At 29.3% G+C, this 11359-nt stretch carries 12 protein-coding genes; 5 read left to right on the top strand and 7 right to left on the bottom strand.

The genetic code is table 11. The features are described 5' to 3' along the window. Positions 1-53: 53 nt before the first annotated feature. Positions 54-455, bottom strand: a complete 402-nt coding sequence (locus AB2369_RS07180) for a DUF6762 family protein (RefSeq protein WP_367665797.1) — start codon at positions 453-455, stop codon at positions 54-56. Between the two features lie 67 nt (positions 456-522). Continuing rightward, entirely contained in the window at positions 523-1434 is a 912-nt protein-coding gene (locus tag AB2369_RS07185; RefSeq protein WP_367665798.1) for a zinc ABC transporter substrate-binding protein, read from the bottom strand. A 104-nt stretch (positions 1435-1538) separates the two neighbouring features. Between AB2369_RS07185 and AB2369_RS07190 the strand changes: the two genes are divergently transcribed. Together AB2369_RS07190 and AB2369_RS07195 are read left to right on the top strand one after the other, a co-directional pair. Beyond that, positions 1539-2186 (top strand): metal ABC transporter ATP-binding protein, encoded by a 648-nt coding sequence (locus tag AB2369_RS07190; RefSeq protein WP_367665799.1) that lies wholly within the window; start codon positions 1539-1541, stop codon positions 2184-2186. Positions 2187-2203: 17 nt separating this feature from the next. Further along, positions 2204-3004: a metal ABC transporter permease gene (locus AB2369_RS07195; protein WP_367665800.1), complete on the top strand. Its 801-nt coding sequence runs from the start codon at positions 2204-2206 to the stop codon at positions 3002-3004. Between the two features lie 28 nt (positions 3005-3032). Here the strand turns inward: AB2369_RS07195 and AB2369_RS07200 are convergent, their stop codons facing one another. Both AB2369_RS07200 and AB2369_RS07205 read right to left on the bottom strand, forming a co-directional pair. Continuing rightward, positions 3033-3446 carry a Fur family transcriptional regulator gene (locus AB2369_RS07200; protein ID WP_367665801.1) on the bottom strand — a complete coding sequence of 138 codons (414 nt, stop codon included), beginning with the start codon at positions 3444-3446 and terminating at the stop codon, positions 3033-3035. Positions 3447-3604: 158 nt separating this feature from the next. Next, positions 3605-4153 (bottom strand): manganese efflux pump, encoded by a 549-nt coding sequence (locus AB2369_RS07205; protein ID WP_367665802.1) that lies wholly within the window; start codon positions 4151-4153, stop codon positions 3605-3607. 382 nt (positions 4154-4535) lie between these two features. Between AB2369_RS07205 and AB2369_RS07210 the strand changes: the two genes are divergently transcribed. After that, positions 4536-5732: a 6-phosphofructokinase gene (locus tag AB2369_RS07210; protein WP_367665803.1), complete on the top strand. Its 1197-nt coding sequence runs from the start codon at positions 4536-4538 to the stop codon at positions 5730-5732. Positions 5733-5834: 102 nt separating this feature from the next. On the opposite strand, the gene AB2369_RS07215 is transcribed toward AB2369_RS07210, so the two are convergent. Continuing rightward, entirely contained in the window at positions 5835-7112 is a 1278-nt protein-coding gene (locus AB2369_RS07215) for an aminotransferase class V-fold PLP-dependent enzyme (RefSeq protein ID WP_367665804.1), read from the bottom strand. A 133-nt stretch (positions 7113-7245) separates the two neighbouring features. Here AB2369_RS07215 and AB2369_RS07220 point away from each other — a divergent pair, with 133 nt between their 5' ends. After that, positions 7246-7521 (top strand): hypothetical protein, encoded by a 276-nt coding sequence (locus AB2369_RS07220; RefSeq protein ID WP_367665805.1) that lies wholly within the window; start codon positions 7246-7248, stop codon positions 7519-7521. 188 nt (positions 7522-7709) lie between these two features. Beyond that, positions 7710-9632: an ABC-F family ATP-binding cassette domain-containing protein gene (locus tag AB2369_RS07225; protein ID WP_367665806.1), complete on the top strand. Its 1923-nt coding sequence runs from the start codon at positions 7710-7712 to the stop codon at positions 9630-9632. A 294-nt stretch (positions 9633-9926) separates the two neighbouring features. Here the strand turns inward: AB2369_RS07225 and AB2369_RS07230 are convergent, their stop codons facing one another. Continuing rightward, positions 9927-10307, bottom strand: coding sequence for a VOC family protein (locus AB2369_RS07230; RefSeq protein WP_367665807.1), 381 nt, complete (start codon positions 10305-10307; stop codon positions 9927-9929). Positions 10308-10368: 61 nt separating this feature from the next. Then, entirely contained in the window at positions 10369-10932 is a 564-nt protein-coding gene (locus AB2369_RS07235; RefSeq protein WP_367665808.1) for a hemerythrin domain-containing protein, read from the bottom strand. Between the last annotated feature and the right edge of the window lie 427 nt (positions 10933-11359).

The raw sequence follows: 11359 nt of genomic DNA on the forward strand, positions 1-11359 counted from the left end.
GTGTTCACTTTTAATTTTAAAATATTATTTATCTTTATTTTCTATTCCTAATTCTACTCTACATATTCTGCTTCTTTTCCTTCTATTCTTTTAAAAGACTCTAAAATAGCCTCCTCTATTAAATAGCATATCTGATTTAAATCTTCCTTCATAGGATTATGCTCTTCTTTATAGTCTAAAGTAATCTTCCAAGTTGGATTATATTCATCATCTATATCCTCAATATCTATACCTTTATCCTTAAATATTTCATAAGGAAACAAATCATATATAGCACTGAACTCCCATTCTTCCACATCTCTCTTTGTATCAAAAACTAGAGCTACTTTTCCCTGAGATTCATAAAGTTTTTTTACATACTCTGCACCTTCATTAACTTCATAGCTTCCAAGCTCTCTGGTTAAAAATCCTGTTTCCTTATCTTTTTCCATTATAACTAATGATGAAAACTCCATAGTATTTCTCCTTTTTTATATATTCTCTATATATTTATATACTAAAATAGCCAAGTAGTCAAAATTTCTATATTAAGGCATTATATATTTTCTCTAAATTTTCTTTCATTGTCTCTATATAGGTACCTTCGCTTTCAAGGGTATTTAAGGTTTCAACCTTGGCTCCTACTTCTTTTGCAACGGTTTCTGATATCTTAGCACTTCCCCCTGTTTCCGTGAATATTGTATTTATATTATTTGTCTTAGAATATTCAACTAATTCCTTCAATTTGTTACTAGTAGCCTCTCCCTCTGCAAAAACACCTTGAACTCCCTTTTGAGTTATCTTAAAATCTCTAGCTAAATAAGAGAATGCTTCATGGCCTACTAATATAGTTTTATTTTGTATTTTTGAAAACTTTTCATCATACTCTTGTAAAAGCTTTAAATTACTCTCTGTAAAGTTCTTATATCTTTCAAGATAATAATCCTTATTCCCTTCATCAGCCTTTACAAGACCATCTAATATATTTTTAGCCATTATATTAGCATCCTTTAAGCTAAGCCAAACATGGGGATCATATTTTCCGTGACTATGTTCTTCGTCTTCATGGTCATTATTGTTATCTTTATTCTCTATAAGATTACAATGTTTAGAGGCTTCAACGGTGATCAGGTTACTATTATTAACTGCATTTAATGCACTTTCTGCCCAACCTTCCATTCCTAATCCATTATATACAAATACCTTAGCTTCATTCAAATTTGCCATGTCCTTTGGTTTTGGCTCAAAGTCATGAGTTTCTACTCCCTTTGGTACCATAACTGATAAGTCTATTTTGTCTCCTCCTATTTCTTTTGTAATATCAGCCATAGCATTAAAGCTAGCTACTACCTTTATTTTCTCACTGTCCTCTTTAACTTCTTCTGGCTTTGAACATGCTACTAAAGTTAATAACATAATAAAAGATACTCCAAGTATCCACATTTTTTTCTTCATTACAAAAACCTCCTATTTCAAATCATTTGCATTTGGTTATATAATAATATTTGAGTTAATAAATGTCAACAATATATTTAAGATTATTTTTAGGAGATGATACCTTGATCAGTATAGAAAATTTATGCTTTTCATATAACAATGCTTCCTCTTATATTCTAAACAATATAAGTATTTTTATTCCAAAAGGAAGCTATGTTTCCATAATAGGAGAAAACGGAAGTTGTAAAAGCACCTTAATAAAATTGATACTAAATTTATTAGACCCTATTTCTGGGGAAATAACCCTTGATAGTTCTAATATTGGATATGTACCTCAAAGAATGGAGGGATTTAACTCTCAGTTTCCAATAACAGTTAAGGAGCTTTTAAATAACCACAGAAAGGCTCTTAATATAAAGGATAAATCCATAATAGATTCAGTATTAACTAAAGTGAATATGAATGATTTTAAGGGTAGGCTTCTTGGTAACCTATCGGGAGGACAGCAGCAGAGAATATTTATAGCAAGAGCTCTTATGGGCCTTCCTGAAATTTTAATTCTAGATGAGCCCTCTACTGGTATAGATTATGAAAATCAACTTGAAATTTATTCCTTAATAAAGGAACTTAATTTAAAGGATAATGTGACTGTTATATCCGTAGAACACAATATGAATGCAGTGCTTAAAAATTCATCTCATGTTTTAAGGCTTTGTAGCGGTCATGCAGATATATTTACCATAGATGAATTTAAAAATTTAACTAAATAAAGAAGGAGTTATTAATCATGCTTCAATATGAATTTATGCAAAATGCCCTAATGGCAGGATTCTTCATTTCAATTCTCTGCCCATTAGTAGGTATGTTCTTAGTCCTTAAAAGATATTCAATGATGGGTGATACATTGTCCCATGCTTCTTTTGCAGGTATTTCCATAGGACTTGCTACAGGGGTTGACCCTTTACTAGCCTCCTTTGCATTTACTTCCATTTGTGGACTTTTTATAGAATTTTTAAGAAACTATTATAAGAAATATGCAGAACTTGTTATGTCTATAATTTTGACCCTAAGTATTGGTATAGCTATAATACTTATAAGTAGTGGTAAAGCCTCTGCTAATGTAAACTCCATACTATTTGGTAGTATGCTTACAGTATCTAGAGGTGATTTAAAAACCATATTAATTATTAGTATAATCAGCTTTATATTAATACTAGTATTATTTAATAAACTTCTCTATGTAACCTTTGATGAGGAAGGAGCTAAGGCTCTTGGTATTAAAGTATCCTTTATAAATTATATATTTACTCTATTAGTTGGGGCTACTATTTCAGCATCCATAAGAATCATGGGTATTCTTGTAATTTCATCCATGATCGTAGTTCCTGTAGCCACAGCTCTTCAGTTAAAAAAGGGATTTAAAACCACTCTGATTTGGTCTATGATTTTTGGATTTTTAGATGTATTCCTTGGACTTATATCTTCTTATTATATAGATAGCGCTCCTGGTGGAACCATCGCTGTCATGTCTGTAATTATGCTACTACTAACTATATTAGTAAATAATTTAATAGCTTTAAAGAAATAAAAATAGGCTATCTAAAAAATTAGATAGCCTATTTTTCGTCAGAGCAATCCTTGCATAACCCCTTCATTTTCAATTCATGCTCCACTAAAACAAAACCTGTGGTGTTTTTCACCAATTCCTCTATTTGTTTCATTGGACAGGTAAGTTCTATTTCTTTATGACAAAGACTACATTCTAACAAATGTTTATGATCATGTTTTTTTAAAGAAAAATTATAATATCCTGTACCTAAATCAAATTTTTCAATTATCCCCTTCTCTTCAAAAAGTTCTAAGGTTCTATAAACTGTGGACAGATTAATATTTAATCCCTGATCTAAACATCTATTATATATCTCTTCTGCATTTATGGCTTTATTTTTTTCACTAATTATATTGTATATATTAACTCTAGCCTTGGTCATCTTAATATTGTGCTTGTTTAGAATCTCTATGACCTTCATAAGTTTCACCTACAATTTTATAATTTTATACACACTACTATTTAAAGATATAATCAGTAGTTTATTTCCTAATTAGATATAATTATATCAGATATTTACTTAGGAATAAATTCTTAAATAAATTTAATTTACTTAAAGCTTTATTACTTAAATTAATGTTAAAAGAACATCATCTTCAATCCAAAAATAATTAATATTCCTCCTCCAATAAAATCTGCATATTTAGAAATAAATTGTATTTTATTAAGGTATTTAGATAATATAAATGCAAATGATGTTAATATTAAAGTGGTAACCCCAATTATTAAAGTACTACTTAATAAAGGACCTATATCTTTTATTGTATTTAAAGTTATAAATCCAACTACTAATGCATCTATACTAACAGAAACCCCAAGAATTAAATACATTCTTTTCTTTAATAATATACATTCCTCTTTATTTTCAAAGCCTTCCTTAATCATCATCACCCCTATTATTGATATAATCATCCCCCCAATAATATTAGGTACTGCTGCAAAGGAAGTGAATATATACCCTATGTATGCTCCCAAAAAAGACAAGAAAAATTGAAAGAATCCAAAGGATAATATAAATAATATTTTGCTCGAGGTTTTAACCTCACAATTAAGTCCTATACTTAAAGCTACTCCAAAAGCATCTAAAGATAAAGCTATAGCTATTAGCATAAGCGAGTATAACTCCATAAACCTACCCCTCTCTTTTATTTAACACATCTATTATATTCCATAGTTTACAGGTTGAAAAGAAAAATTCCCCTTCTTTAGTATTAATATTCAAAATACCCTCAATATATATCTACTATATCACTTTTATTTTATTTCATAATTTTTCTATAAATTTAAAAACTTTAACTTAAAATTAAGTGTAAATAACCATTAACTCTATAATTTTTGATAATATAAATTATTACTATTTCATTGTCTTCAGAGTATATGTGCTATACTTTATTCTTATTTTATAAATATTTTTTTAAAAACACCTTTATATTTTATTCTTTTTAGTATATTATATTAGTATAATATATATATGGTATAGTCCAATGAAGAGAAGGGAGTAACAATAAATATGTCTAATTGCATCATAGCACAATCTGGAGGTCCAACTGCAGTAATAAACGCAAGCGTAATAGGAGTTGTTGAGGAAAACTTTAAAAAGGGATTTTATGACAATGTATATGCTGGTATAAACGGTATAGAAGGAATATTAAATAAAAAATTAGTAAATTTATCAGAAAAATCTAAGGAAGATCTACAAAACTTTAGATTCACTCCTTCTTCTGGATTAGGTTCATGTAGATATAAAATGAAGGATGTTAGAGAAAATAATGAAGAATATATAAAACTTTTTAGCATATTAAAGGAATTAGATATAGACACCTTTTTTTATGTAGGTGGTAATGATTCCATGGATACAGTAGCCAAGCTTAGTGAGTATACAAAAATTAATAATATTCCTGTTAAAGTTATAGGAATACCTAAGACCATAGATAATGATTTACCTATAACTGATCATACTCCTGGTTTTGGTTCTGCCGCAAAGTTAATATCAACTATAGCCTTAGAGACTTATTTAGATTCTTCGGTTTATACTAATAATGGAATCTTTATTCTTGAAACTATGGGTCGTGATACTGGATGGCTTGCAGCTAGTGCTTGTACTTCTAAATTAAATGGAAAGCCTGTAGCAGATTTTATATACCTTCCTGAGGTAGCTTTCTCAGAAGAAAATTTCTTAAGGGACGTTAAAGAAAAATTTGATAGTCAAAATCAAGTTTACATAGTAGCATCTGAAGGATTAAAAGATAAGGATGGAAACTTCATCTCAGAAGTTAGAATATCTGGATGTCACGATAACTTTGGACATGCTCAGCTAGGTGGCGTAGGTAATTACCTTAAAAATATCATAATAAATGCTGGTATTACAAAAAGGGTAAAGGCCCTTGAACTTGGAGTTATTCAAAGATGCTCCATGCATATAGCTTCTCAAACTGACTTAGATGAAGCTTACATGGTAGGTAAAGCAGCTTTAAATTATGCCAGTGATGGAAACACTGGATATATGGTAGCTATAAAAAGGGAAGATTCCTCTATTTATGAATCAACTACTTTTTTAGCAGAAGCTTCCAGTGTAGCTAATAGTATTAAATATGTTCCAATGAATTGGATAAATGAACAAGGAAATAACCTTACAGAGGAAGCATATAAATACATCTCTCCTTTAATTGATGATAATATGCCTTCCTATGTAAGATTTAATAAATAAACACTCCTTTAATTGTAAATAAAAAGGAAAGAGTATGGCCGCCTTACCATACTCTTTCTCATTTATTAATTATCCTTAAAAACAATTAATTTCATCTATATATTAATTGTTTCTTATTATATATTTTAAAGCACATAAAAACTTTTTAGCTTCTTCTAAGGTATTATAAAGTCCTAAGCTTACCCTTACCATTCCTGGCTTTTCTACTTTATCATAATTCTTTATATAGTATTCCATATCTTCTTCTGTTATACCCAGTAACTTCTCAACATAAGGATGAGCACAAAAACATCCATTTCTAACTGATATACCAAACTTAGAAGATAGTTCATTAGCTACTTTACTATGTCCCATTCCTTCCACATTAAAAGTTATTATTCCGAGTCTATTATCAGTGGTTAAAGGTCCATATATATCTACTGGGAATTTTTTCATGTTATCTAGTATATATTTAGTTATTCTTATTTCTTCATCATGTATCCTATTCATTCCTATACTATCTAAAAGCTGCATAGATGCAAGAAGAGACACCACACCAAATACATTTGGAGTTCCTCCTTCATCCCTAGCTGGAGATTCATCCCAATACACCTTATGCTCTGTTACTATCTTTATTGTTCCTCCACCCTTTATAAATGGCTCCTTATTCTTAAGCTCTTCTTTTAATCCTATTACCACTCCTATTCCAAAAGGAGCGTACATTTTATGAGCTGAGAACACTAAAAAATCTATTTCCTCGCCCTTTGAACCTCCTAATAGATTTACTTTTTTATGAGGAACAAGCTGAGCTCCATCTACTATTATTTTAGTTCCATACTTATGGCACAATTTAGCTAATTTATTTACATCATTAACACATCCAGTAACATTAGAGGCTCCTGAAACTGTTAAATATTTTATCTTTTTCTTTTTAAGATGCGCCTCTAAATTTTCTAGATCTAAAGTTCCATCACTTTTTATAGATACATAATCTAAATCACATTTTCCTCTCCAAGGTAAGTCATTAGCATGATGTTCCATAAAAGTACTTAAAACACTATCTTTCTCATTAACTAATAAATGGCTTAATAAATTAAGCCCTTCTGTAGTGTTTTTGGTAAAGATCACCTCATACTTATCCTTAGGTGCATTAAAAAAGTTTAGAATTCTCTCTCGCGCGTCTTCATAAAAGTCTGAACATATCTTGGATTTATATCCTGCACCTCTATGAACTGAAGAGTACCAGGAGGCAAACTTTTCTATACTTTTTATTCCATATATAAATGGAGGAGTTGTTGCTGCATTATCAAAATTTATACCGAGAGTTTTTCTTCCATTGTCTAAAGGTACCTGGTCGTTAATGCCTGGAAATAATGTCCTAATCTTTTGTACATCCAACATAATCTCTACCTCCTTAATATAATATACTATTACTCTTATGAGGCAAAAGTGATAAAATTTATAGTTTCCTTCATAAATACTTTCTTCTATCATATTATATATTGATATTTATTATATATTTGGAGGTAATTGTATGGAATCTCAAAGTTCAGACATATATGACCAAAATGTTTTTGGAGATTTTATCCCTTTTCAAGATAAAAATTATAATTTATTAAATAATTCTGTAATCCCCTTTTCTTTCAAATCCACATATAACTTTAGTAATATGATTCCACTAAATTCTTTCGGAGGAAATATGGCTTTTCATTTTTCTCCAATACCCTTCTCCCCTAAAACTTATTTAATTTTAACTCTAGAATCTTTAGAAGAGTATTTAAATACCAATTTATCCAATTTTCTAGAATAATACTTATATGCCTAGGTTTAGCTATCTTTATCTAATACTTAAAATCATCATATGATTATCATTATACTTAAAATAAAGCGCTATGAATTTTTTAAACCCATAGTGCTTTATTTTATATAAGATTTGATAAGTTTTATGAGTAATAGTATAATTATTTAAGGAAATTTTCTTTTAAGGAGAAGTAAAAAATGATAGTTATTGGATGTAAAGATGTACATAAAAGTTATGGTATAGATGTGATTTTAAATAAAATTACTTTTTCTATTAATGATGGAGATAAGGTTGGCTTTATAGGAGCAAATGGAGCAGGAAAATCTACCCTATTTAAAATTCTAACTGGAACATTAGATCAAGACTCTGGTGATGTTTTTATAGATAAAAGTAAAACCCTTGGATATTTGTCTCAACATTTATCTTTAGAAGCTACTACAACCATATATGAAGAGCTTCTTAAGGTATTTAAACCTCTTCTAGATATGGAAGATAGGATGAAAGTATTAGAAGAAAAAATGGCCGAAGAGTATGACCCCTCAAAGGCAAGTTACCATGAAAAGGTTATAAAAGATTATATCATCTTGACTGAGGTTTATAATAATAGAGGTGGATATACTTATAAAAGTGAAATTGGTAGAGTTCTAAAAGGTCTTGGATTTACTGAGGAGGACTTTAATAAACATATAAGTATATTAAGTGGAGGACAAAAGACAAGGGTTGCTCTATGTAAGCTTCTTCTTACAAATCCTGATATCCTCCTTCTTGATGAGCCTACTAACCACTTAGACTTAGAGGCTATAGAATGGCTTGAGGATTATCTTAAGGCTTACAAAGGAACAATTATAGTTATATCCCACGATAGATTCTTCCTAGACTCTGTAACAACTCACACCTTTGAACTTATAAATGGGGAAGTAAATACTTTTAATGCTCCATATACTAAATTTTTAGACCTTCGTGAAAAGGCTTATGCAGCAAAGCTTAAAGCTTATAACCTTCAACAGGTAGAAATTAAAAGACAAGAAGAGATCATCGAACGTTATAGGTCCTTTAACCGTGAGAAGAGCATAAGGGCTGCAGAAAGCCGTGAAAAGGCACTAAATAAAATTGAGAGAATTGAGGCTCCTCCAAAGGAAGGTAAGGCTTCAAAGATAAAATTTGAAACACAAATTAAAAGTGGTAATGATGTTTTATATGGAAAAGAGCTTAGTAAATCCTATGGAGATAAGCTTCTATTTAATAATGTAAATTTTGATATTAAAAGGGGAGAAAAAATTGCCCTTATAGGAGAAAATGGTCGTGGTAAAACAACCTTATTTAAAATAATAATGGACAAAGAGCCTCCTTCTTCTGGAGTTAAAGTTATAGGTAAAAATGTTTTCCTTGGATATTACGACCAAGAACAAAGGGATTTAAATGAGAATAAAAGCATATTAGATGAGGTATGGGATGAATTCCCAAAGCTATCCACTACCCAGGTTAGAAATGCCTTAGCTTCATTTTTATTTACTGGAGAGGATGTTTTTAAAGAAATAAAGCTTTTAAGTGGTGGAGAGAAATGTAGAATAAATCTATTAAAGCTTATGCTATCTAAGTCTAATCTCCTTCTTTTAGATGAACCTACTAACCATCTAGATATTATGGCAAGAGAAGCCTTAGAGGATGCTATCCTTAGTTATGACGGTACTTTAATTGTAATATCCCACGATAGATATTTCTTAAATAAAGTTATAGAAAAGATTTTTGAATTAGAAGAGGGAGGAATCAAAGAGTATCTTGGTAACTACACCTACTACTCTGATAAAAAGAAGAATCCTAATAGATATGAAGGACTAGAAGAACTTCAAGGAAAAAGTAAAACTCAAATAGCAGAAGAAAGAAAAAAGAAAAGAGAAATAGAAAAAGAAGAGAAAGCTAAAGCTAAAAGAGTTCAGGACACAGAAAGTAAGATAAATTCTTTAGAAGAAAACTTATGCAAGCTTCAAGAAGATTTATGCCTTGAGGAAATTTACTCAAATCCTGAAAAATCGGAAAAAATTCATAGAGAAATTTCCTCTATTGAAAAGGAACTTGAGACTCTTTATGAATTATGGGATAATCTTATATCTGAAAAATAAGAATAAGGTTTAGTAGAGAATATAATTAAAATTCTCTACTAAACCTTATTAATTTTTATTCTATGGATGGTTATAGTATCCTTATTTAAACTTAAAAATAAACACTCTAATATATGATTTACATTTTACTCTAGATTTATCCAAAACCATTTGTGCTGTCGCACAAAGAATAAAAACTACAATATATTGTATTAGTTTTTTTAATTCTAAGACAACATATGGTTGTTAGATCTCTTAATTCGAAAGCCCATTTAGTAATCTCTATTAAAACTAAAAACAACTTAATTTTATAATCTACTCATATATCTCCAAGGGAAGGTTATCAGGGTCAAAGAAGAAAAAGAACTTTTTTCCTGTAAATTCATCTATTCTTAAATCCTCTACCTTTACTCCCCTAGAAATTAAATATTTATGATCTTTTAATATATCCTTAGTCTTAAAGGCTAAATGTCTTAATCCTGCTGCCTCTGGATAACTAGGTCTTTTAGCTACATTAGTAAAAGAAAATAATTCTATATTCATAGATCCTCTTATTAAATCTAGTTTATAGGATTTTCTCTCTTCTCTATAGACTTCATTCTTTACTTCAAAGCCTAATATATTGGTATAAAAGTCTTTTGATATAGAATAATTAGAACATATTATAGCTATATGGTGAAAATCTACTATATTCATTGATATCCTCCTTAGTATTATACATACTAATTATACTATTATCTATGAAATACTAATATATCTAGTTAACTATTCCTACCTTTTTCTCAAGGCCTTTTAAAAGATCTATATATTTGTCTTGTATTCCTTTATCCTTAGCCTCAGCTTCTACTACCATACATTTCTCATCAACTATTGTCTTATTATATTCACTTAATTTTGCATCAGCAAAGGTATATATTAAATTATCTTCTTTATCAATATGCCTTAGAAGGAGTTCTGCATAAGCCATAGCATTAGTCATCACATCTAAAACTGCCTCTTCTTTCTTCCCTTCTAACCTTCCTAAGGCTTCTTCTAGATTCTTTATATATAATCTTCCAAGATCATGCTCTATAAGCATCCCTGTTATAGGACCATTTTTTATTGCAGCTCCTAGATTTTCTCCCATATACTTAAATAGAATTTCCTCTTCCTTATTATGATGATGCTTATCTGCATAGTTACGTACAAAATCTATAACCTTATAAAAATCCTCAAAGTCCACTTCTTTTCTTCTTAATATATTTAGACAGTTTTCTCTTATTACTTTTAACATTCTTTTTATATTCTTATGTTCATCTATCATAATTTCTATTGATTTCATATAAACACTTCCTTCTCATATATTTTGCAATGTAAAATTCTTAGCTTATTATATATTTATTATAAATAATTTAATAGCTTAAGTATGTAACATAAGTTACAGTGCAATTATTATAATATATAATTACATAATTTAATAGCTTCTATACTCATTTCTATAAATAATATCTTCCCTAAAAGTTTTCATTAAACTTTTATAATAAAGAATCTAATTGCTTTAATCCAAGTAATTTAAAGCTAAATTGACATTTTTAAATTCTCATCTTTTAGCTAATTAATTTTTGCACCTTATAATTTAAAATCAGAAGTTAACCTTATTATAGTCTTTATAGGGTTCCTAGTCAGGTTCTTAACTTATACATCCCTCAAAAGTCTAATTTATAAATGAATAAACCACAGGTATAAGTTAACTTTTAAGATATAAACCC

Origin of the sequence: Clostridium sp., from assembly GCF_040797585.1 — a bacterium.
Classification (GTDB): domain Bacteria; phylum Bacillota; class Clostridia; order Clostridiales; family Clostridiaceae; genus Clostridium_Z.